General features: G+C 25.6%; 22 protein-coding genes, 1 tRNA gene and 1 pseudogene. 22 read left to right on the forward strand and 2 right to left on the reverse strand.

Annotation, left to right across the window (positions count from 1 at the left end; translation table 11 throughout):
• Positions 1-21: 21 nt before the first annotated feature.
• The 22 genes and pseudogenes from WIGMOR_RS01690 to rpoZ form a co-directional block, all read left to right on the forward strand.
• Positions 22-780 (forward strand): Nif3-like dinuclear metal center hexameric protein, encoded by a 759-nt coding sequence (locus WIGMOR_RS01690; RefSeq protein ID WP_014354112.1) that lies wholly within the window; start codon positions 22-24, stop codon positions 778-780.
• Positions 781-1231: 451 nt separating this feature from the next.
• On the forward strand, positions 1232-1612 hold the full coding sequence (gene sdhC / locus WIGMOR_RS01695) for a succinate dehydrogenase, cytochrome b556 subunit (protein WP_014354113.1): 381 nt from the start codon (positions 1232-1234) through the stop codon (positions 1610-1612).
• Positions 1606-1947, forward strand: a complete 342-nt coding sequence (gene sdhD / locus WIGMOR_RS01700; protein WP_014354114.1) for a succinate dehydrogenase, hydrophobic membrane anchor protein — start codon at positions 1606-1608, stop codon at positions 1945-1947. The genes sdhC and sdhD overlap by 7 nt, the downstream gene beginning before the upstream one ends.
• Positions 1948-1957: 10 nt before the next feature.
• Entirely contained in the window at positions 1958-3724 is a 1767-nt protein-coding gene (gene sdhA, locus WIGMOR_RS01705; RefSeq protein WP_014354115.1) for a succinate dehydrogenase flavoprotein subunit, read from the forward strand.
• 13 nt (positions 3725-3737) lie between these two features.
• Positions 3738-4463: a succinate dehydrogenase iron-sulfur subunit gene (locus WIGMOR_RS01710; RefSeq protein ID WP_041944163.1), complete on the forward strand. Its 726-nt coding sequence runs from the start codon at positions 3738-3740 to the stop codon at positions 4461-4463.
• A gap of 82 nt (positions 4464-4545) precedes the next feature.
• Entirely contained in the window at positions 4546-7320 is a 2775-nt protein-coding gene (locus WIGMOR_RS01715; RefSeq protein ID WP_014354117.1) for a 2-oxoglutarate dehydrogenase E1 component, read from the forward strand.
• A 6-nt stretch (positions 7321-7326) separates the two neighbouring features.
• On the forward strand, positions 7327-8562 hold the full coding sequence (gene odhB, locus WIGMOR_RS01720; protein ID WP_014354118.1) for a 2-oxoglutarate dehydrogenase complex dihydrolipoyllysine-residue succinyltransferase: 1236 nt from the start codon (positions 7327-7329) through the stop codon (positions 8560-8562).
• A 63-nt stretch (positions 8563-8625) separates the two neighbouring features.
• Positions 8626-9813 carry an ADP-forming succinate--CoA ligase subunit beta gene (sucC, locus tag WIGMOR_RS01725; RefSeq protein ID WP_014354119.1) on the forward strand — a complete coding sequence of 396 codons (1188 nt, stop codon included), beginning with the start codon at positions 8626-8628 and terminating at the stop codon, positions 9811-9813.
• Complete coding sequence (gene sucD / locus WIGMOR_RS01730) at positions 9794-10678, forward strand: succinate--CoA ligase subunit alpha (protein WP_014354120.1); 885 nt, start codon at positions 9794-9796, stop codon at positions 10676-10678. The genes sucC and sucD overlap by 20 nt, the downstream gene beginning before the upstream one ends.
• 281 nt (positions 10679-10959) lie before the next feature.
• Positions 10960-11628, forward strand: coding sequence for a protein TolQ (gene tolQ, locus WIGMOR_RS01735; protein WP_236607856.1), 669 nt, complete (start codon positions 10960-10962; stop codon positions 11626-11628).
• Positions 11629-11650: 22 nt separating this feature from the next.
• Entirely contained in the window at positions 11651-12073 is a 423-nt protein-coding gene (locus WIGMOR_RS01740) for a biopolymer transporter ExbD (RefSeq protein ID WP_014354122.1), read from the forward strand.
• 50 nt (positions 12074-12123) lie between these two features.
• Positions 12124-12876, forward strand: coding sequence for a cell envelope integrity protein TolA (gene tolA, locus WIGMOR_RS01745; RefSeq protein WP_014354123.1), 753 nt, complete (start codon positions 12124-12126; stop codon positions 12874-12876).
• 109 nt (positions 12877-12985) lie between these two features.
• On the forward strand, positions 12986-14293 hold the full coding sequence (gene tolB, locus WIGMOR_RS01750) for a Tol-Pal system beta propeller repeat protein TolB (RefSeq protein ID WP_014354124.1): 1308 nt from the start codon (positions 12986-12988) through the stop codon (positions 14291-14293).
• A 39-nt stretch (positions 14294-14332) separates the two neighbouring features.
• The gene (gene pal, locus WIGMOR_RS01755) at positions 14333-14848 is read left to right on the forward strand and encodes a peptidoglycan-associated lipoprotein Pal (RefSeq protein WP_014354125.1); all 516 of its coding nucleotides are present in this window, start codon (positions 14333-14335) and stop codon (positions 14846-14848) included.
• 181 nt (positions 14849-15029) lie between these two features.
• A complete protein-coding gene (ybgF, locus tag WIGMOR_RS01765; protein ID WP_014354126.1) occupies positions 15030-15629 on the forward strand; it encodes a tol-pal system protein YbgF in 600 nt (199 codons plus the stop codon).
• A 56-nt stretch (positions 15630-15685) separates the two neighbouring features.
• Positions 15686-15758, forward strand: a tRNA-Lys gene (locus WIGMOR_RS01770).
• 126 nt (positions 15759-15884) lie between these two features.
• Complete coding sequence (gene prmB / locus WIGMOR_RS01775) at positions 15885-16799, forward strand: 50S ribosomal protein L3 N(5)-glutamine methyltransferase (RefSeq protein ID WP_014354127.1); 915 nt, start codon at positions 15885-15887, stop codon at positions 16797-16799.
• A gap of 40 nt (positions 16800-16839) precedes the next feature.
• Positions 16840-17895: a chorismate synthase gene (gene aroC, locus WIGMOR_RS01780; RefSeq protein ID WP_014354128.1), complete on the forward strand. Its 1056-nt coding sequence runs from the start codon at positions 16840-16842 to the stop codon at positions 17893-17895.
• Between the two features lie 137 nt (positions 17896-18032).
• Positions 18033-19247 (forward strand): beta-ketoacyl-ACP synthase I, encoded by a 1215-nt coding sequence (gene fabB, locus WIGMOR_RS01785; protein WP_014354129.1) that lies wholly within the window; start codon positions 18033-18035, stop codon positions 19245-19247.
• A gap of 828 nt (positions 19248-20075) precedes the next feature.
• Positions 20076-20501 (forward strand): MarR family winged helix-turn-helix transcriptional regulator, encoded by a 426-nt coding sequence (locus WIGMOR_RS01790; protein WP_014354130.1) that lies wholly within the window; start codon positions 20076-20078, stop codon positions 20499-20501.
• 246 nt (positions 20502-20747) lie between these two features.
• Positions 20748-21383: a guanylate kinase gene (gene gmk / locus WIGMOR_RS01795; RefSeq protein WP_014354131.1), complete on the forward strand. Its 636-nt coding sequence runs from the start codon at positions 20748-20750 to the stop codon at positions 21381-21383.
• 48 nt (positions 21384-21431) lie between these two features.
• A pseudogene (rpoZ, locus tag WIGMOR_RS01800) lies at positions 21432-21626 on the forward strand (DNA-directed RNA polymerase subunit omega); the annotation flags it as partial.
• A gap of 57 nt (positions 21627-21683) precedes the next feature.
• On the opposite strand, the gene rpmG reads toward rpoZ, so the two are convergent.
• Positions 21684-21851 (reverse strand): 50S ribosomal protein L33, encoded by a 168-nt coding sequence (gene rpmG / locus WIGMOR_RS01805; protein WP_014354133.1) that lies wholly within the window; start codon positions 21849-21851, stop codon positions 21684-21686.
• The gene (gene rpmB / locus WIGMOR_RS01810; protein WP_014354134.1) at positions 21827-22081 is read right to left on the reverse strand and encodes a 50S ribosomal protein L28; all 255 of its coding nucleotides are present in this window, start codon (positions 22079-22081) and stop codon (positions 21827-21829) included. The genes rpmG and rpmB overlap by 25 nt, the downstream gene beginning before the upstream one ends.
• Between the last annotated feature and the right edge of the window lie 79 nt (positions 22082-22160).

The following is a 22160-nucleotide window of genomic DNA, read 5'->3' on the forward strand; positions in this document are numbered from 1 at the left end:
TTTATTAATTAAACATAAATTATGAATTACATCACTAATACAGATCTCGAATTTAATGTTAATCAAAAACTTAATAATAGCTTAAAAATTAAAGATTTTGCGTACAACGGATTACAAGTGAAAGGTAAAAAAATTATTAAAAAAATTATTGTCGGAGTTACTGCATGTCAAGAATTGATAGAATTTGCTATATTCACAAAATCCGACGCTATAATCGTACATCATGGATTATTTTGGAACCATGAAAATTGTATGTTATATGGAACTAAAAAAAACAGATTAAAGAAAATTTTAGAAAATAATGTTAATCTTTACGCTTGGCATTTACCTTTAGATATACATCCAAAATTAGGAAATAATGCACAGTTAGCAAAGTTATTATCCATAGATATTAATAAAATTTTAAAACCATGTATTTTTTTTGGTACAATGAAGAATAAAATTGATTGTTATAAATTTAAAATTTTATTAGAAAAAAAATTAAAACGTAATGTTTTACATTTTCAAAACAAAAACGCAGTTTTAACTATTGAAAAAATAGGATGGTGCACAGGATCAGGACATAAATTTTTTGAAATGGCAATTGAAGAAAATATAGATGCATTTATTAGTGGAGAAGCTTCAGAAAGTACAATTTACATTGCTAAAGAAAGATATGTACATTTTTATGAAGCAGGACATCATGCAACAGAAAGAGGAGGTATTATAGCATTAGGAAAATGGATACAAAAGAAATACTGCATAGAGACAATTTTTTTTGATACCAATAATCCTATTTAACAAATTTAAATTATTTATTTTACTTACATATATACAAATTATGTATTCAAATCGATATTTTATTTTAAAATACAACTAAATTTTTTTATTTTAATGACGATAAATCATTATCGTATTTGTTAAGTAAATATTATATAATTTTAAATAAAATATTATAAAAATCAAAAATATATGAATAATAAAAAAAGTTTGTTCATTTTTTAATCTTATTCAGAATTAATCCGAAAATTATTTTTTTAATCAATTAAAAAATATTTCATTTTATAATTAAAAAAGTTTAGTATATCTACTAAATATATTTTAAAACATAAAACTTAATCAGATTAAAGTTATACAGCAATTAAAATTAATTCTATCAACATATTAATTTTAAAAAAAAATATAAGTAAAGTTTTTCATTTTAAGTTTTTTTTATTAATCAATATAAAATAACGGATCCGAGAGGAAAACCGTGAAAACACATAAACCTATAAACTTAAATATTTTTACAATTAAATTTATAAAAACTGCAATAGCTTCTATATTACACAGAATATCTGGAATAATCACTTTTTTAATATTTAGCGTATTTATATATTGTTTAGAGCTATCATTATGTTCGCAAGAAAAATTTAATACTTTACAAAATTTTTTTTACGAAAACGTTCTTTTTAAATTTTTTTTATGGGCAATACTAACAATTTTTACATATCATACCGTATTCGGACTAAGACATATTTTAATTGATTTTAATTTTTTCAAAGAAGATCTAAAAACTGCAAAAATGACAGTAAATATAGCACTTCTAGTCACTGCAACTATTTCTATCATACTAGGATTTTTTCTATGGTAAAAAAAACGTCTGCATTCGGATTACCTGGGATTTATGAATGGCTATTATTACGTATTTCCGGATTGTTAATATTTTTATATATACTGTGTATTATCGTATTTATTATATGCAATACACCTATAAACTATGTAAAATGGCATTGTTTTTTTGATAAAAAAACAATAAAAATATTTACAATATTAGTATTTTTATCAGTCGCTATACACGGATGGATCGGAATGTGGCAAGTAGTTACGGACTATGTTAAACCTAAATTCATGCGCACAACAGTACAGTTAATAATATGCGCCATTTTGCTATTTTATTTAATATATGGTATTAAAATTATAATGTAAGGATTGCATAATGCAAATCAAAAAAAAATATTTTGACGTTATTGTAATCGGAGCAGGTGGATCTGGAATGAGATCAGCATTAGAAATTACCAAACACAACTCATCTTGTGCATTAATATCTAAAGTATTTCCTACTCGATCACACACCGTATCTGCTCAAGGGGGAATTACAGTAGCACTAGGAAATGTACACGAAGACGATTGGCAATGGCATATGTATGACACTGTCAAAGGATCTGATTATATCGGAGATCAAGATGCCATAGAATATATGTGTAAATCTGGACCTGAGGTAGTGTTAGAATTGGAAAGAATGGGACTACCATTTTCTCGTTCTAACGATGGAAAAATATATCAACGTGCTTTTGGCGGTCAATCTATACAATATGGGAAAAAGCAAGCTTCACGTACAGCAGCTGCTGCTGATCGTACAGGACACGCATTATTACATACTTTATATCAACAAAATATAAAACATGATACAAAAATTTACTCTGAATGGTATGCATTGGATTTAGTAAAAAATGAAGAAAATGCCGTTGTTGGATGCACTGCGATATGCATATCAACCGGCGAAGTTGTGTATTTTAAATCACGAATTACTGTCTTAGCAACTGGAGGAGCAGGCAGAATCTACCAATCTACAACAAATGCATACATTAATACTGGAGACGGTATAGGTATGGCATTAAGAGCTGGAATTCCAGCTCAAGATATGGAGATGTGGCAATTTCATCCTACTGGTATTGCTGGTTCAGGAGTATTAGTAACTGAAGGATGCAGAGGGGAAGGAGGATATCTTTTAAATAAAAATGGAGAAAGATTTATGGAAAGATATGCTCCAAATGCAAAAGATCTAGCAAGTAGAGACATTGTATCTCGTTCTATTATGATAGAAATATTAGAAAATAGAGGGTTTAATAACCATTTAGGACCATATGTTAAGTTAAAATTAGATCATTTAGGAAGTAATTTATTAAATTCACGCCTCCCAGGAATTTTAGAATTGTCTCGTACTTTTGCTCATGTAGATCCCATCAAAGAACCAATTCCCGTGATTCCAACTTGTCATTATATGATGGGAGGAATACCAACAAAAATTACTGGTCAGGTAATATCTATAAATAACAAAAATGAAAATATAGATATTCCTGGACTTTTTGCGATTGGAGAAAGCGCATGCGTTTCTGTGCATGGAGCTAATAGATTAGGTGGCAATTCTCTCTTAGATTTAATCGTATTTGGAAAATCGTCTGGTTTACAAATTAATAAATTATTATCTTCAGGTTATTTTCCAAAAGAAGCTAGTCAATCTGAAATTGAACGCACAATCAAAAATTATTTAAATTGGAATAACCCCAAAAATAGAGAAAATCCTATAATAATTAGAAAAGAACTACAAAAATGTATGCAAAAATATTTTTCTGTATTTAGAAAAAAAGAAACTATGCAAAAAGGATTATGTCAATTACAAGAACTAAGAGAACGCTTATTACATGCAAAATTAGATGATCAATCCAATCAATTCAATATCAATCGAATAGAATGTTTAGAATTAAATAATCTAATGGACGTATCTTGTGCAACCGCTTTTTCTGCTCTTTTTAGAACAGAAAGTCGAGGCGCACATCATCGAAACGATTTTCCAAATAGAGACGATAAAAATTGGTTATGTCATACTTTATATTTTCTCGAAAAAGATATTATGAGAAAAAGAGACATTAATATGCAACCAAATTGTAGATCAGCTTTCCCACTTCAAAAAAGATCATATTAATATGAAAAAAAATATTAAAATTATAATTTCTATATATCGCTATCATCCAGATCATTTAAAAGCACCTAAAATGCAAAGTTTTGATTATTCTTTGCAAGAAAATAAAGAATTAATGTTACTGGATGTGTTAATGGATTTAAAAGAACGTGATCCAACGTTAGCATTTCGTAAATCTTGCCGAGAAGGTGTCTGCGGATCTGACGGAATGAACATTAATGGAAAAAATGGACTTGCCTGCATTACTCCAATTTCTAATCTATTAAAAAATAAACAAAAAAAAATTGTAATACGTCCTCTTCCAGGATTACCTGTGATTAGAGATCTTATTGTTGATATGAAATTATTTTTTCAACAATATAAAAAAATAAAACCATACTTAATTAATAACGAAAAAATACCAAACAAAGAACGTTTACAATCCCCTAAGCAAAGAGAAATGTTAGATGGAGCATATGAATGTATTTTATGTGCTTGTTGTTCTACTGCATGTCCATCGTTTTGGTGGAATCCAGATAAATTTATTGGACCAGCAGGATTACTATCTGCTTATCGATTTTTAGTTGATAATCGAGATACAGAAAAATCAGAAAGACTAAAGAAACTAAATGATGCGTTTAGCGTATTAAGATGCCATGGAATTATGAATTGCGTTTCTGTATGTCCAAAAAAGTTAAATCCAACACAAGCAATAGGGCACATTAAAAATATGTTAATTAAAAAAGTATTTTGTAAAGATTAATTGATTTAATAAGAAATTCTAAAAAAGAATTCATATTTATTTTCATGTTAATACAAGAATTATTAAACTTAAGGTATTAAGAATGCAAAATTCTAAAAATAAAAAAGATCTTTTGTTTCTTTTAAACGGAATGAACAGGTGTTACATTGAACAAATATATAAAAATTATTTAAATAATCCAAAATCTGTTAACTCTGATTGGGAAAATATTTTTCACGAATTTTTTTTAAAAAAAATTGATCAAAAATCTGTTAAAAAAAATTTTTCAGATACATCTAATATTGAATATAAAAATGTGCAACATCATATTACTACAGAAATACAGGTATTAAATTTTATAAATTCATTTCGTAAGTACGGTCATATTATTGCCAATATAGATCCATTAAATTTAAAAAAAATAGAAGAAGTAGAAGAATTATCTTTAAAATTTCATGGATTTTCTAATAAAATATATGATCAAAAATTTAATGCGGAAATATTTGGTATAAAAAAAAATAATGTATCTTTTAAAGAAATTTTAAACTTCCTACGTAGCACATATTGCGGTCCAATTGGATTTGAATACATGCATCTTGATAATATAAAAGAAAAAATATGGATTCAAAAATACATTGAAAAAAATTTCAAAAAAGATTTTTTAGAAATAAAAGAAAAAAAATCTCTTTTAAAAAGCATTATAAAAGCAGAAGAAATTGAACATTTTTTAGGTAGAAAATTTCCCGGAGCAAAGCGTTTTTCCTTAGAAGGAGGAGAAAGTTTAATCCCGATGTTAAAAGAAATTATTATGCGATCTTCACAGAAATATAACACTAAAAATATTATTTTTGGAATGTCTCATAGAGGAAGATTAAATGCTTTAATAAATATTTTTGGAAAAGATATAAATAATATATGTCACGAATTTTCCGGAAATAGAAATCTTCCTGAAATTTATAGCGGAGATGTGAAGTATCATCAAGGTTTTGCATCAAGTATTCAAATTCAAAATAATACTATAAATTTATTATTAGCTTTTAATCCATCTCATTTAGAAATTATAAATCCAGTTGTTATGGGAATAACAAAAGCTCAATTAGATAAAAATAATACACAAAACAAAAATTGTACACTTTCAATAACAATACACGGAGATGCTTCAATTATTGCGCAAGGTGTAATTCAAGAAACACTTAATATGTCTAGAACACAAGCACATCAAGTAGGAGGAACATTACGTATTGTTGTTAATAATCAAATTGGTTTTACCACAGATGTTCAAGATGCCAGATCTACTAGATATTGCACAGACGTGGCTAAAATGATACAAGCACCTATACTTCATGTAAATGGCGACAATCCATGTGCTACTATATTCGCTACACGTTTAGCTTTAGATTTTAGAAACAAATTTTTTCGTGATGTTTTTATTGATTTCGTATGTTATCGTCGCCACGGACATAACGAAGCCGATGAACCTAGAGTAACACAACCTATAATGTATCAAAAAATCAAAAAACATCCCACTGTAAAAACAATATTTTCTAATGAATTAGAGCATCAAAAAATAATTTCTTCTGAAGAAATAAAAAAAATTGTTAAAAATATACGTAAAAAAATTATTACTGAAAATAAAACTATCAGTTTTTGTCAAATAAAAAATAAAGAAAATTTATGCGCAAGCACTATAAATGAGAAAATAAATAAAATAAATATTAGTTTTTTAAAAAAATTATCTGCAAGCATATTTAATATACCTAAAGAAATTGAAATGGAATCTAGAGTAAAAAAAATATTTTTACAAAGATATGAAATGATGCAAGAAAAAAGATCTTTTGACTGGGGTGCAGCAGAAATGTTGTGTTATGCAACATTAATTTATGAACATGTATCGATAAGATTATCCGGAGAAGATGTTGCACGAGGTACTTTTTTTCACCGTCATGCAGTAATTTACAATCAAAAAAATAATTCTATTTATGTTCCTTTGAATACAATTAAAAATACTTTATCAAAATTTAATGTGTGGAACACTACTTTATCTGAAGAAGCATCTTTAGCTTTTGAATATGGATATTCAATCAATACAAACAAAACTTTAGTAATCTGGGAAGCCCAATTTGGAGATTTTGCAAATGGCGCCCAAGTCGTAATCGATCAATTCATTACTTCTGGAGAACAAAAATGGGGACAAAAATCCAATTTGGTTATGCTTTTACCTCATGGTCATGAAGGTCAAGGACCTGAACATTCATCAGCACGTTTAGAACGGTATTTGCAACTATGCGCTCAAAACAATATACAAATTTGTATTCCTTCTACACCTGCTCAGGTATATCATTTATTAAGAAGACAAGCTCAGTTTAAGATTAATTGTCCATTAATTATTTTTTCACCAAAATCTTTGCTGAGACATCCTTTAGCGACTTCTTCATTTCAAGAAATTGCAAATTATAAATTTCAAGAAATTATTTATGATCCAAATTACGAAAAAAATAATCATTGTATTAAACGTATTATTTTATGCTCTGGAAAAATTTTTTATGATTTATTTAGTATTTTGAAAAAAAATAATACTCATAACATTGCTATTTTTCGAATAGAACAATTATATCCTTTTCCAGATTTTTTAATTAAAGAAATAATTCCTAAATATGAAAACATAAATTCGATATGTTGGTGTCAAGAAGAACCAAAAAATCAAGGAGCATGGAATTGGATTAAAAGTTGTTTTGATTCTATTAAAACACACATAAAACTAACTTATATCGGTCGCCCCGAAGCTGCTTCAACAGCAACAGGATACTTATCTGTATACAAAAATGAACAAAAAAAAATAATTCATAAAGCTCTCGATATTGAATATTTAAAAGGTTAAGGATATATGAAAATTATAGATATATTAGTTCCTGATCTTCCAGAGTCAGTAACAGACGCTACTGTATCAAATTGGAAAAAAAAATTAGGGGATTTTGTAGAAACAGGAGAAATTTTAGTAGAACTAGAAACTGATAAAGTTGTATTAGAAGTGCCATCTCCAAATTCAGGAAGACTAGTACAGATCTATCATAAAAATTCTGAATTAGTTTCTTCGCGTCAAAAATTAGCTAGTATAGATATTACTAAAAAAAATCAAGTTTTAATACAAGAAAAAAATACACTTGAAGAAAAAAAACACGTAAGTAAAGAAAAAAAATTATGTGAAAATTTATCAGAAAAAAAAAGCGACATATTTTTTTCACCATCAATACGTAGATTAATTGCAAAACAAAAAAATTTTTCAGCAGATATTGTTCAAAATTATTCTATATCATCAAATATTAAAAATTATGCTAATCAGCTCGAACTATCACGTCAGCTAAATTTAATTAAAACGGAAAATTCTGTAAACAACACTCACAAACTTGATGCAATAAATATTTGTCAAGAAAAAAGAGTCAAAATGACGCGATTAAGAAAATGCATATCAGATAGATTGTTGTATGTAAATAACAATACAGCATCTTTGACAACTTTTAATGAAGTTAATATGCAATCTATAATAAATTTAAGAGAAAAATATCGAGATATATTTGAACAAACTCATAAAATTCGTTTAGGATATATGTCATTTTTTGTTTCTGCCGTAATAAAAGGACTCAAAGATTTTCCAGAAATTAATGCAAATATAGACGGGGAAGATATTGTATATCACAATTATTTTAATATTAATATAGCTGTTTCTACTCCAAAAGGGTTAGTAACTCCTGTATTAAAAAATGCAGATAAAATGAGCATTATTGAAATAGAAAAGAAAATTAAAGATTTTGCCATTCGAGGTAAAAATAATAAGTTAAATATTCATGATTTAGAAGGAGGCAGTTTTACCATTACTAATGGAGGGATATTTGGTTCTATGTTATCGACTCCAATTATCAATCCACCACAAAGTGCAATTTTAGGAATACATGCAATAAAAGATAGAGCTACAGTAATAGATAAAAAAGTTGTTATCACACCCATGACATATTTAGCTTTATCTTACGATCATAGATTAATTGATGGTAAAGAAGCTGCTAGTTTTTTAGTTACTGTCAAAAATATGTTAGAAGATCCTATTAGGATTTTTTTAAATATTTGAAATCAAAATAATATAAAATTTATTTTTTTTAAATTATCCAGATATTATATACGGAAAATTATCATGAACTTACACGAATATCAAGCAAAAGAACTGTTTTCTCAATATAAAATTCCAATTCCAAATGGATATAAATGTACTAAATATAGTGAAATCGAGAAAGCTGTCGTAAAATTAAATCCTGGACCGTGGGTAGTAAAATGTCAAATACATGCAGGCGGTAGAGGTAAATCCGGAGGAGTACAAACATTAAATTCTATTGATGAAATTCATAAATTTGCGAAGAAATGGATAGGAAAACGTTTAGTAACCTACCAAACAGATAATATAGGACAAACAGTAAATTCAATATTAATTGAAAGAAAAACATATATTAAAAAAGAATTATACTTAAGCTTAGTGCTAAACAGAATACAATCTAATATATCCATACTTGCTTCTTTTACAGGCGGTATAAATATTGAAAATGATATTAAAACAAATAAAAAGATAATCTTTAAAGAAAATTTTGATGTTTGTTGCGGATTTCAGCTGTTTAAAGCAAGAAATTTAGCATTTCAATTAAAACTATTTGGAAAACAAATAAATCAATTTGTGACAATTTGTGAAAATTTAACATATTTATTTATCGAGAAAGATCTTACTCTTGCAGAAATTAACCCAATTGCTATTAATCAAAATGATGATTTATTATGTTTAGACGGAAAATTAAATATAGATGAAAATGCTTTATATAGACAAGTGCATTTAAAAAAGATACATGATAATAGTCAATTAGATTCTAGAGAAGTATATGCTGAAAAGTGGGGATTAAATTATATTCCGTTACAAGGAAACATAGGCTGTATGGTTAATGGTGCAGGTTTAGCAATGGGCACTATGGATTTAATTAAATTGCACGGCGGTAATCCAGCAAATTTTTTAGATGTTGGAGGTGATGCAACAGTAGAAAAAGTAGATCAAGCTTTTAGAATTATTATTCTTGACAGCCATGTAAAATCTATTTTAATTAATATTTTTGGAGGAATTGTTAAGTGCGATCTTATTGCTGATGGTATCATACAAGCAATTTCTAACTTACAAGTTAATATACCAGTTATTGTACGTTTAGAAGGTAATAATTCTAAATTAGGAGCAAAAAAGTTAATAAATAGTAATTTAAATATTATTACAGCAAATTCACTAGATGATGCGGTTAAAAAAGCAATTGAAAATATTGGGAGAAAGACTTATGTCGATTCTAATCGATAAAAATACAAAAGTTATTTGTCAAGGATTTACTGGAAAACAAGGCACATTTCATTGCGAGAAAGCATTGCTAGAAGGTACAAAAATTGTTGGAGGAGTGACTCCCGGAAAAGGAGGAACAAAACATTTAGGATTACCAGTTTTTAATTCTGTAAAAGAAGCAAAGCTAGATACTCATGCTACAGCATCAGTAATTTATGTACCGGCAAAATTTTGCAAAGATTCTATTTTAGAAGCGATTGACAATAATATTAAATTAATTGTTTGCATCACAGAAGGTATGCCTATACTAGATATGCTTATGGTAAAACAAAAATTAAACTTAACTAATATTACTATGATAGGACCTAATTGCCCCGGAATTATCACACCTCATCAATGCAAAATTGGTATTATGCCGAACAACATTCATGTTCCAGGAAATATTGGCATTGTATCTCGTTCAGGTACTTTGACATATGAAGCCGTTAAACAAATTACAGACATAGGTTTAGGACAATCTACATGCGTAGGAATCGGAGGAGATCCAATTTCAGGCACTAATTTTGTAGATATATTAAAGTTATTTGAAAAAGATCCGGAAACTCACGCAGTTTTAATCATTGGAGAAATTGGAGGAAATTCGGAAGAAATAGCAGCAAAATTTGTTAAATCCTATATGAAAAAAAAAGTATTTGCTTATATCGCAGGTATTACGGCGCCACAAGGAAAACGAATGGGACATGCCGGAGCAATAATTGCGCAAGGTGAAGGAGGAGCTGAAGAAAAAATTAAAATGTTAAGAAAATCTGGAGTAACAGTTATTAAGAATTTGTCCGATATAGGAGTATCTATTAAAAAAATTATTACACAAAATAAAAAAATGTGATATTTAGATAATTTTTAATTTAAAATGTATTAAAAAATTAATTAAAATTTTAATCTTCAAATAAGATAGTAAAAAAATTATAAATTTAAAATAGTTAATTTTTTAAATTTTTATAAATTTTTTATTAAACAGTGCAGTACTTCAAATAAACAATTTGAAGAAATTTTATTTATTACAAATTTTGCTATTACTTATTTGTAATTAAAATTAATTAGTGCAAAAAAATAATAAAATTTTTGTCAAACTTTAAATTTTATTTTAGGGTTTTAATAATGAAGAGCATGAATATATTTGATTTATTTTTAAAATCAGATTTTTTACTAAAATTTATTTTTTCTTTTTTATTATTTTTTTCTATTTTATCATGGGTAATTATTTTTTATAAAATTTTTACATTAAGATACATTCAAAAAGAAATAGAAAATTTTGAAAATAATTTTTATTCAGACAAAAATATAAATTTTCTTTATGAAGAACAAGAACATAAACAAAATACACTAGTAGGATATGCACGAATTTTTTATTTAGGATTTAAAGAATATATGGAATTAAAACATTTAAAAAATACACCTGAATCTATTCTTGACAGAACTAAGCACATTATGAACGTCGTAGTGAATCGAGAAATTGAAGTTTTAGAAACACATATTTCAACTTTAGGTAGTATTAGTGCTATTAGTCCATATATCGGATTACTCGGTACAGTTTGGGGTATTATGAACATATTTTATAAAATTAATGATTATACAAATTTTACGATACAATCAATTGCTCCAGACATTTCAGATGCTTTAAGCACTACAGCTATGAGTTTATTTGTTGCAATACCAGCATTAATTTCATTCAATAAATTCAGTGTAAAATCAAATGTTATTGCTCAAAATTATCTAAATTTTTCTGAAGAATGCGCTGCAATTTTATATCGTAAAATAATTTCTAAAAAAGATTAACTTTTTTTAAAAATCTATTTATATGCGTAGAAAACTATACAAAAACGTTAAATTTGATATTAACATTATTCCATTAGTAGATGTTTTATTAGTGCTTATGTTAATCTTTATGATTTTTTCGCAAGATTTTTTGCAAAAAATTACAGTTAATTTACCGAAAGAAAATTTTTATGATACACAAAATGAACAAATTGAAATTATTATTGAAATTTTAAATAAAAAAAAATATAACTTATTAACACAAAAAAATAAAGAATATAATTTAAATTTGCAACAATTAAGTATCGCAATAAAAAATAAATTTTTAAATAACCCACGAATAAAAATTTTTATAGGCGGAGAAAAAAGTATTCCATACGAAGAAATTATAAAAATTATTAGTGTTTTAAATAAGATTGGAGTGCAATCTATTGGATTAATTGCTCAATCTGATTTAATTCATTAATATTTTTTTAAAAATTAAACAAAAAAAGTAAATTTAAGGTTATAATTACTGTGAAAACATCTAATTATAGAAATAAAAATGCTAAGCTAGCGATATATTTATCGATATTTTTACACGTAATATTTATTTTATGTTTATATTTAACAGTATCTTTTACAAAAAGAAATATTAAAAATTTTTACCAAATTAATACTTTACATAAAAAAATTATAGATTCAAAAGAAAAAAATTTTTTTCAAAAAAAAATTAAAATAAATAATCAAGAGCAACTTATAAAGTTTTATTATCAAACATTAAAATTACCTGAAAATAAAAAAAATATAATCGATAAAAATTTTTCAAATAAAATAGAAAATAAAAATCAAACACTAAAAGTACATGATACACAAATTAATCAAAAAAAAAACATAAAAAATAAACTTAAAAATAATTTTCTGTCAAAAAAATCGACAAACATTATAGACAACACAATTGAAAATTTAAACAATACAGTACATAATAATCATGTTATTTATAATCAAAATTATACATTATCTTCTGAAATAGAAACATATAAAGAAGCGATAAAACAATCTATTAAAAATAAACTATATGACTACAACACATTTATAGGAAAAGTATGCGAATTAAATTTAGAAATTTATTCAAGTGGATCAATTAAATCAATTCGTATGATTAGCGGAGATGAATCACTATGTTATGCTGCAATTACATCTGCAAAATTAGCACGAATTCCTCCGGCACCTAATTTAGAAATTTATAAAATAGCAAAAAAAATAACTTTGCGATTTTCTCCTGAATAGTAAAATATAAATTTTAAAAATTTCATTTTAAAAATATTAATACTAAAACTGTTATTTTAAAATAAATCAATGTACAATAAATACCTAAAAGGATCTAAAATAAATATAAATGAATAAATTGTTATTAATATTTTATAGTATTTTTTTTTGTAATTCTATATTATATGCAAATATTCATATCGATATTAATCGAGGCATAGATGTATCAACGCCAATTGGAATTTCTTCTTTCAGATGGATAGATAATCGCTCAAATAATGAATTAGAAAATATCGCAAAAGTTATTGCATGTGATCTTCAAAATAGCGGAAAATTTTCATCAATAATAATACCGGAAAAAAATAAAGAATATTCCAAGTTATTTACTCAAAAAAATTTTAATTTTTCTAGTATTGCTCAAGAATTAAACATTAACACGATTTTAATAGGCAAAATATCATTAAATAAAAAAAACGAATATTTGATTTCGTATAAGTTAATAGATCTAGTGAATATTCCAGGTAAAATTTTGTTAAATAGTTATCGTACAGCTCAGATACAATCATTTCGAAAAGTTGCACATGACATTAGTAATGAAATCTTTAAAAAATTAACCGGAATATCCGGAGTATTTCATACTCATATAACTTATATTATGCATAATAAAAAAAATGAATATCCGTATCAGTTATGTATTGCAGACTATGACGGATATAATCAAAAAATTATTCATCAATCACACATGCCTCTTATGTCCCCAGCTTGGTCTCCAGATGAAAAAAATATTGCATATGTAACTTTTGAGCATGGAAATTCTGCAATAAAAATAAAAAATATCCAAAATGGCGCTATTAAACATATAGCAAGTTTCCCATATCATAATGGCGCTCCTTCATTTTCTCCAGATGGAGAAAAATTAGCGTTTGTTCTTTCAAAAACAGGCAGTTTAAATTTATATGTTATGTTTCTTAAATCAGGATTAATTAAACAAATTACAAACAATCACAACAACAATACAGAACCTAGTTGGTTTCCAGATAATTATTCATTAGCATATACTTCGGATCAAAACGGAAGTCCACAAATTTATAAAATTAATATTCAAGATGGAAAATCTCATAGACTTTCTTGGGAAGGTTCAAAAAATCAAAATGCAGAAGTTAGTTCAGACGGAAGCTTCTTAGCCATGGTAAATTCAGAAAGAAAAGAACAACACATTGCATTGTTAAATTTAAAATTAGAAAATATGCATATTTTAACTAAAACATTTTTAGACGAAGCGCCAAGTATTTCTCCAAACAACACTATGATAATTTACAAAACATCTTATAGTAGTAATTCCTTAATAGAATTAATTTCTACTAACGGACGTTTTAAAAAAACAATTTTAAAAATTGACGGACAAATAAAATTTCCTAGATGGTCGCAAAAAATATAACATTAATACTCACCAAAACATTACTAACAAGGAATTAAAATGAAATTAAATTTAATATCAAAGAGTGTCTGGATACTTATCCCATTAATCACTATAGTATCTTGTACGTCTAAAAAAAATATTAAAAACATTGATGCTGCGTCGATTAACACTTCTGAAAATACGGATACAAACATGAATAGCACTGGATCTTTAGATTCATTAGATAGTGTTAATGCACAAGAATTACAGCAAAATAATATTTTATATTTTGATTTAGATAAATATAATATAAAAAATGAATTTACTCAAATATTAGATGCACATTCAGATTTTCTTAGAAACAATCCTTCTTACAAAATTATCATCGAAGGTCATGCTGATGAACGAGGTACCTCAGAATACAATATTGCCCTTGGAGAAAGAAGAGCAAAATCTGTTAAAGAATATTTGCAAAGTAAAGGTGTATTAGAAGAACAAATGAAAGTAATATCTTATGGAAAAGAAAAACCTGCTGCATTAGGACACGATGAAATGACTTATGCAAAAAATCGTCGCGTCGTTTTAGCATATTAATTTAATCAAGTGTTATAATGTTAATTAAATATTTTAAAAATATTACATACTACTTTTTGTTTTTTATAGCAGTAGTAATTTGTAAAGTTACTACTGCAAAAGTAGAAATAAAAAGTGCTGTTCCGGTAGTAGAAGATCGGATTACAAAAATTAATCGATTGTTTATATATCACATTCACAATTGTTTCAACAAATACAAAAAAAGATTAACGATAATCAAAATGATTTAGAAAAACTTAGAGAACAAATGCAAGAAAATCAATATTCACTATCAAAATTAATTAAGCAGCAAAATGATTTTCAAAATCAAATAGATAAAATTATTAAAGATTATGAAAATATTAAAACTCATAATTTAAATAAAAAAAATACAAATAAAAAAAATAATATTATTTCTTCTCAAATCTCTTCAGATCGTATAGATTATAATGAAGCAATAAATTTAGCTTTTAATAAAAAAAAATATAGTGATGCAATTAACAAATTAAAACTCTTTATGACTAAATATCCATCTTCCAACTATCGTCCTAATGCACAATATTGGATAGGACAAATTTATTACGTTACCGGTAATAGCAATGATGCTATATATAATTTTGCATCTGTTGTACAGAACTTCCCGAACTTTCAAAAAGTTCCGGACGCATTATTGAAGATTGGAATTTTAGCTCAAAAAGATCATCAAAATGATAAAGCAAAAAAAATTTATAATAAAATTATTGAATTTTATCCTAACGATATAGCAGCGATAGAAGCAAAAAAAAGATTAAAAAAAATATAATATAAAAAATTTACTTATATAAAAAAAAATTTATATTTTAAAATTAAATTTTACAAGGGTCGTTAGCTCAGTTGGTAGAGCAGTTGACTTTTAATCAATTGGTCGCAGGTTCGAATCCTGCACGACCCAGGAATTTTTATTATCCATGACTCAAGTATTTTATATATTCAACGATTCTGCTTAATAAGAATGAAATTTTTTTCAAAAACTTAAATTATTTTTGATAAAACAATTAAATACGTTTTCATATGAGATATGGAAAAAAAATTAAATATTTTTAAAAAAAACTTGTTTTCTATTCAAGATATATTAAATTGGACAGTAAAAAAATTTAATAAAAATAATATATTTTATGGACATGGAACGAATAATTCCTGGGACGAAGCATTGCAATTAATATTGCCAAGTATTTTATTATCTATTTATTCATCTAAAAAAGTATTGAATTATCAACTTAATAATATAGAAAAAAAAAATATTTTATATAAAATTCAAAAACGTGTTCAAAAAAGAATTCCTGTTCCTTATTTAACGCATAAATCTTGGTTATGTGAAACAGAATTTTATATTGATGCACGGGCAGTTATACCTCGATCACCTATAGCAGAATTAATCTGTGATAATTTTAGAGATCTGATAAAAATTTATCCTAAAAATATTCTTGATTTATGTACCGGAAGTGGATGTTTAGCAATTATTTCTGCTAAAAAATATCCCAAAGCAAATGTAGATGCAAGTGATTATTCAATTCCAGCACTAAATGTAGCTGAGATCAATATAAAAAAACATAATTTAGAAAATAAAATAAAATTAATTACATCTAATTTATTTGAAAATATTGTTCCAAAAAAAAAATATGATGTAATTATTACTAATCCACCATATGTAAATAAAAAATTAATGTCTAATTTGCCTAAAGAATTTTCATATGAACCCAAAATAGGTTTATTTGGAGGTATGGACGGATTGCAATATATTCGTAAAATATTGCATTCTGCAGTGCATTTTTTATCCGAAAACGGTATTTTAGTATGCGAAGTAGGATACAATATGATGACTCTTATGAAAGAGTACAAAAATATTCCATTTTTGTGGATTGACTGTATAGATGATGCAGTAGGAGTATTTGTGTTAACTAAAGAAGAATTAAAAAAAATAAAATTTATTTAACAATACATATGTTTAAGCTAGAAAATTAAATATTAATAATATGTCAGGGAATAGTATTGGAACAATTTTACGTCTTACTACGTTTGGAGAATCTCATGGCATAGCTATCGGAGGTATTCTAGATGGAGTACCGCCTAAAATTCCTATTTCTAAAAAAGAAATACAAAAAGAACTAAATAAAAGACGTCCCGGATCTAAACATACCTCAGAAAGAAAAGAAAAAGATCTGATTGAAATTTTTTCCGGCATATTTCATGGATACACTACCGGAACAAGTATCGGATTAATAATCAAAAATCAAGATCATAAACCGAAAGATTATGTCAATTTAAAAAATATATATCGCCCAAATCATGCAGATTTTTCTTATTTTAAAAAATATGGAATTCGAGATTATCGCGGTGGAGGACGAGCATCAGCAAGAGAAACTGCAATTAGAGTAGCAGCAGGAGCCATTGCAAAAAAATATTTATATCAAAAATATAATTTAAGAATTATTGGATTTTTAAAGCAAATAGGTGATATTAAATGCAATACTATAGATTTAAATCGAGTTACAAAAAATAAACTGTTTTGTCCAGACTATGATTGTTTGCCTTTAATAATAAATCTTATAAAAAATTTAAAAAAACAAGGAGACTCAATTGGTGCTAAAATTGGCATTTTTGTAGAAAATGTACCTATAGGATTAGGAGAACCAATATTTGATAAATTAGACGCAGAACTTGCACATTCATTAATGAGTATTAATGCAGTGAAAGGTATTGAAATTGGCGACGGTTTTAAATGTGTTAATCAGTATGGTAGTAAAAGTTATGATGAAATTACACCGCAAGGCTTTAAAAGTAATCATTGCGGAGGAATTTTAGGTGGAATTAGTACGGGACAAAATATTTTGATTTCTCTTGCCATTAAACCTGCTTCTAGTATTAGTATTCCAATAAAAACTATCAATATATATGGTAATCGTACGGTAATTCGTACACGCGGGCGTCATGATCCGTGTATTGGGATAAGAGCTATACCAGTTTCAGAAGCTATGGTTGCGCTAACTTTAATGGATCACGATTTAAGAAATAAAGCACAGTGTAAATAATAAGAATTTTACATTTTTTGAAAATTTAAATTATTTATTAACAAAAAAATTGTTTTCAAAATTTATTTGTTTATATTTTATATTTTAAATATATTATTAATCATAACATATTATTAGAATCATTGAAAAGGAATAAAATGAAACGTGTTGTTGTGACAGGATTGGGGTTACTTTCAAGTATTGGAAATAATTCTGTAGAAGTACTATCTTCTTTAAAAGAAGGAAAGTCTGGTATCACTTATTCTCAAGAATTAAAAAATTCAGGTATGCGTAGTAATATATGGGGTAACATTAAATTAGATATTTCTGAAAAAATAAATAGAAAAATTTCAAGATTTATGAGTGATGCATCTATTTATGCATATTTATCTATGGAACAAGCTATTGCAGATGCACGTTTAACTAAAAATATGATTTCTAATAACCGTACCGGTTTAATTGTAGGTTCGGGTGGAGGTTCACCAAAAAATCAAGTCGCAGGATCAGACGCTATGAGAGCACGTGGATTACGTGGCGTAGGCCCATATATTGTAACTAAAGCAATGGCATCTGGCATTTCTGCATGTTTAGCAACTCCATTTAAGATAAGAGGAGTAAATTATTCTATTACTTCTGCATGTTCCACTTCAGCGCATTGCATAGGACATGCAATGGAAATAATTAAATTTGGGAAACAAGATATAATTTTTGCTGGAGGCGGGGAAGAATTATGTTGGGAAATGGCGTGCGAATTTGATGCTATGGGGGCTTTATCAACACATTATAATTCTACTCCAAAACAAGCTTCTCGTGCCTATGATATCAATCGAGACGGATTTGTTATTTCTGGAGGAGGTGGCATAATTGTACTTGAAGAATTAGAACATGCTTTATCTCGTAATGCATATATTTATGCAGAAATTATAGGATACGGAGCTACTTCAGATGGATCAGATATGGTGATCCCTTCTGGAGAAGGTGCTATGCGTTGCATGAAGATAGCATTAAAAAATGTAAATATACCAATAGATTATTTAAACACACATGGAACTTCAACAATAATTGGTGATATTAAAGAACTATGGGCGATTCGAAAAACTTTCAAAAATAATAAGCCTATGTTATCTTCTACTAAATCTATGACAGGGCATTCTTTAGGAGCAGCAGGCGTGCACGAAATAATATTTTCAATACTCATGTTAAACAATAATTTTATTGCTCCTAGTATTAACATTGAAAATTTAGATAAAGAAGCTCTAGATATGAACATAATTACTAAATATTTAAAATGTGATCTTAATACTGTCATGAGTAATAGTTTTGGTTTCGGCGGTACTAATGCAAGTTTAGTACTAAAAAAATATAAAAATTGATTTATCTAAAATTATTTGATCTTGATGAAAAATTATTTTTAATAAAATATTTATTTATTAAATAGTACAACAATCTTTTTTATAAAGATATTCAAAATTTCTTATACAAGAAACAATATTTATTGTTTACAAATTTAATTTTGTTTATTTTAAATTTTTTCAAAAAATTTTAAATTTTATTTAAATAACAAAAATATCTATTCTTTAACAAAGAAGAAATAATATAAAAATTGAAAATTTTAAATTGTTTATTTTTTAATATTTATGCCAATTTTTAATTAATAAAATTATTTTTATACCAATTAAAAAATTAAATTTTTCACTTCTTATAAAGAATTTAAAAAAATTAATTTTTAAAAATATTTATTTTCAAAAAAATTATAAATTATTTTTTAAATTCAAAAAAAATTTTACTATTAAAAAATAAAATTATAAAAATTTTTTTTATTAAAAATATTTAAAAATAAAAATTATAAAACTAAAATATTTTATTTTTTTTATTAAAAAATATATATAAAAAAAATAAATAAAATAAAAAATAGATTTTTTTAAAATTATAATTAATAAATTTTCGTAAATGTTTTGAACATATATCATATTAGTGTTTAATTTATTTATTAAAATTGAAAATATATTAATATTATCTTATATAGATAATCACTTTATTTTAAGATAAATTTAATTTTTTTTAACTAAAAAAATAATTTTAATTCATTTTTATTTAAAAAATTGATAATTAAAACAATTTTTTTTTAAATAAAATCTATGCTAAAAAATAATACTTAATATATAAAATTAACTAAATAATATTTAAAAAGAGATAAAATAATGAATAAATCAAGCGATATATCAGTTATGGTAGAATCATTATCACGTATTTATCATCGATTAAGAAAAGAAGTAAATGGTCAATTAGTTACTGAAGGTCTATCAATGTCAAAAATGAAAATTTTACATCTTATTACTACTGGAAAAACTAGCGCAACTGACATTAAGAATTATATGGGATTTTCTTCGCGTACAGTTGTCACTGTTTTAGATGCATTAGAAAAAGAAGAAATGTTAAAAAGACAACAAAGTCCTACGGATAGAAGAGTCAAATACGTATACATTACGGAAAAAGGTTTAGAAAAGTTAAAAATCGCCGAACATACTCATAAAATTATTTTGAATCGAATTTTTTCTCCATTATCTCCAATTCAATTAGAACAATTTAGAGAAGTTTGTGACACTTTAGAATCTCGAAAACAATAGTAAATTTAATATTTTAAAAAAAATAATTTTTTATTATATTTAACTTATATTTTTTATCAAAAAATAGATATTTTTTGATTTTAATAATATAAAATAACTTATTAAAAATTTTTTATGCATACTAATAAAACGAGCGGTCAACTTAAAAAATGAACGCTCGTAAAATAAAAAAATAAATTATCTTTTTTTATAAAATATTATATAAAATATACTATTATAAACTCATTGTTCTATTCTTTTTTTTATATGTTGAAAAATATATCTTTTATTATAAGCGCACCAAGTGGTACTGGAAAATCAAGTTTAATTCAATCTTTTTTAAAAACAAATTTAGGACATAATTTTAGATTAATAACATCATATACTACGAGAAATATACGTTCCGAAGAAATTCACGGAAAAGATTACTTCTTTATATCAAAAAGCAATTTTAAAAAAATGATTATCGAAAAAAATTTTTTAGAATATACTTATATATTTGGAAATTATTATGGAACACCTTTAAAAAATGTTAATAATCAAATAAATAACGGATTTCATATATTATTTGATACTGATTTTTATGGAATGCAAAAAATTAAGCAATATATTCCTACTTCTATTAGCGTGTTTATATTACCCCCATCTCTTCAAGAGTTAGAAAATAGATTAAAAAATAGAAATAATAAAAAAGAAATAAAAAAATATACAAACTTAAAAATTCGTATTAATCAAGCAAAAATTGATGTACAGTTTTGTAACAAATATGATTTCATCTTAGTAAATGAAAATTTTAATCAAACTTTAAACGATTTTAAATGTATTATTTCTATAAAAAAATTTCAACTTTTGAAATATAAACAGTATATTAAAAATATAATAAATCAAATATTGAAAAATTAATTTTTTTTTTTTAAAATTAAACTTTATTCAGGAAATTTTTAAATTCTCATGGCTAGAGTAACAGTTCAAAAAGCAGTAGAAAAAATTGGAAATTGTTTTGATTTAGTTTTAGTAGCAGCTCAAAGAGCAAGAGAAATTCAAATATTGGGAAAAATACCTTTAGTAGAAAAAGCAAATGACAAATGTACAGTTATTGCTCTCAGAGAAATAGAAAAAGGATTAGTAGATCAATCTACTTTTGATTAAAAAGTTTATTTGTCCTCTAAAAAAATATTTAAAATACAAGGTTAAACTAATTATTTATTTTATTTTTTTCTCATTATAAATTACATGCTTTCTAGCGATAGGGTCAAATTTTTTTATTTTTATTTTTTTGTTACCAGAAGATTTATTTCTTGTGGTAGTATAAAAATGAGAAGTTCCTGCTGAAGATATTAACTTAATTATTTCTCTTTTAGATTTAGACATAATCTATAAATTTTTTTATTCTTTGATAATACTTTATTTATACCATATTTATCTATTAAACGCAATCCTTTGTTAGAAATACGCAAATTAATGAATTTCTTTTCTTTTTCTATCCAAAATCGATGAAAATGTAAATTTGGAAAAAATTTTCTTTTTTTTGCATTCATTGCATGAGAACGTCGATTACCGCTTAACGGTTTTTTTCCTGTTATTTGACAAATTTTTGACATAATATGTATGCGCCTTTCAAAATTTGAGTTTTATAATTTTATTGTAGTAATCAAATATTCATTAAATTTACATTGATGT

Origin of the sequence: Wigglesworthia glossinidia endosymbiont of Glossina morsitans morsitans (Yale colony), assembly GCF_000247565.1 — a bacterium.
GTDB lineage: Bacteria > Pseudomonadota > Gammaproteobacteria > Enterobacterales > Enterobacteriaceae > Wigglesworthia > Wigglesworthia glossinidia_B.

What these genes read in the sequence shown, in the direction of transcription:
- WIGMOR_RS01690 (WP_014354112.1), top strand. Translation starts at nt 22, where the DNA reads ATGAATTACATCACTAATACAGATCTCGAATTTAATGTTAATCAAAAA.
- sdhD (WP_014354114.1), top strand. Translation starts at nt 1,606, where the DNA reads ATGGTAAAAAAAACGTCTGCATTCGGATTACCTGGGATTTATGAATGG.
- sdhA (WP_014354115.1), top strand. Translation starts at nt 1,958, where the DNA reads ATGCAAATCAAAAAAAAATATTTTGACGTTATTGTAATCGGAGCAGGT.
- WIGMOR_RS01715 (WP_014354117.1), top strand. Translation starts at nt 4,546, where the DNA reads ATGCAAAATTCTAAAAATAAAAAAGATCTTTTGTTTCTTTTAAACGGA.
- odhB (WP_014354118.1), top strand. Translation starts at nt 7,327, where the DNA reads ATGAAAATTATAGATATATTAGTTCCTGATCTTCCAGAGTCAGTAACA.
- sucC (WP_014354119.1), top strand. Translation starts at nt 8,626, where the DNA reads ATGAACTTACACGAATATCAAGCAAAAGAACTGTTTTCTCAATATAAA.
- sucD (WP_014354120.1), top strand. Translation starts at nt 9,794, where the DNA reads ATGTCGATTCTAATCGATAAAAATACAAAAGTTATTTGTCAAGGATTT.
- tolQ (WP_236607856.1), top strand. Translation starts at nt 10,960, where the DNA reads ATGAATATATTTGATTTATTTTTAAAATCAGATTTTTTACTAAAATTT.
- WIGMOR_RS01740 (WP_014354122.1), top strand. Translation starts at nt 11,651, where the DNA reads ATGCGTAGAAAACTATACAAAAACGTTAAATTTGATATTAACATTATT.
- tolB (WP_014354124.1), top strand. Translation starts at nt 12,986, where the DNA reads ATGAATAAATTGTTATTAATATTTTATAGTATTTTTTTTTGTAATTCT.
- pal (WP_014354125.1), top strand. Translation starts at nt 14,333, where the DNA reads ATGAAATTAAATTTAATATCAAAGAGTGTCTGGATACTTATCCCATTA.
- prmB (WP_014354127.1), top strand. Translation starts at nt 15,885, where the DNA reads ATGGAAAAAAAATTAAATATTTTTAAAAAAAACTTGTTTTCTATTCAA.
- aroC (WP_014354128.1), top strand. Translation starts at nt 16,840, where the DNA reads ATGTCAGGGAATAGTATTGGAACAATTTTACGTCTTACTACGTTTGGA.
- fabB (WP_014354129.1), top strand. Translation starts at nt 18,033, where the DNA reads ATGAAACGTGTTGTTGTGACAGGATTGGGGTTACTTTCAAGTATTGGA.
- WIGMOR_RS01790 (WP_014354130.1), top strand. Translation starts at nt 20,076, where the DNA reads ATGAATAAATCAAGCGATATATCAGTTATGGTAGAATCATTATCACGT.
- gmk (WP_014354131.1), top strand. Translation starts at nt 20,748, where the DNA reads ATGTTGAAAAATATATCTTTTATTATAAGCGCACCAAGTGGTACTGGA.
- rpmG (WP_014354133.1), bottom strand. Translation starts at nt 21,851, where the DNA reads ATGTCTAAATCTAAAAGAGAAATAATTAAGTTAATATCTTCAGCAGGA.
- rpmB (WP_014354134.1), bottom strand. Translation starts at nt 22,081, where the DNA reads ATGTCAAAAATTTGTCAAATAACAGGAAAAAAACCGTTAAGCGGTAAT.